Source organism: Actinoplanes solisilvae, assembly GCF_003999975.1.
In the GTDB taxonomy this organism is placed as follows: domain Bacteria; phylum Actinomycetota; class Actinomycetes; order Mycobacteriales; family Micromonosporaceae; genus Actinoplanes; species Actinoplanes solisilvae.
On the sequence record NZ_RJAC01000101.1, the window covers coordinates 1 to 680 of the forward strand.

The 680-nt window shown below is 67.2% G+C and carries 1 protein-coding gene and 1 pseudogene; both read left to right on the forward strand.

What is annotated here, in order from left to right; genetic code table 11:
* A pseudogene (locus EER30_RS47835) lies at window positions 1-191 on the forward strand (IS5/IS1182 family transposase); the annotation flags it as partial.
* Window positions 192-205: 14 nt separating this feature from the next.
* On the forward strand, window positions 206-667 hold the full coding sequence (locus EER30_RS46760) for an IS5 family transposase (protein WP_164842818.1): 462 nt from the start codon (window positions 206-208) through the stop codon (window positions 665-667).
* Window positions 668-680: the final 13 nt, after the last annotated feature.

The window sequence follows — 680 nt, forward strand, 5'->3', positions numbered from 1 at the left end:
ACGCGTTGCCCGAGTCGTTCCCGATCTCCCGGGCGACCGCGCATCGCCGGTTCACCGAATGGGTGGAACAGGGCGTCATGCAGGCGTTTCACCAGGCGACGCTGGACGTTCTCGGTGCCGCCGGGCAGATCGACTGGTCGAGGGCAAGCGTGGACGCGATGCATGTCCGGGCGCTCAAAGGGGGGACCTGACCGGACGCAGCCCGGTGGACCGGGGCAAGCCCGGCTCCAAGATCCACGCGGTCAGTGACCGTAACGGGCTGCCACTGACCGTGCTGGTGTCTGCTGCCAACGTCAACGACAGCACCATGCTCGAAGACGTGCTCGACAACTTGCGGGCGATCCGGCAACCCCTCGGGCGTCCCCGCCGATGGCCGGGCAAGCTGCACGGCGACAAGGGCTACGACTACCGGTTCTGCCGGGAGGTGGTCAGACGACGCGGCATGATCGCCCGGATCGCGCGTAAGGGCATCGAATCCAGCACCCACCTCGGCCAGCACCGCTACGTCATCGAGCGCTGCCTGGAATGGGTCAGCCGCTTCCGGCGCCTGGCCCGCCGTTACGACCGCAAGGCTTCCCACTTCACCGGATTCCTGCGCCTGGCCTGCGCTCTGATCTGCTACCGCCGAGCCGCCCGCCTCAACCTCCTGACCAGCAACAACCCCTAATGAGATGCGGTCT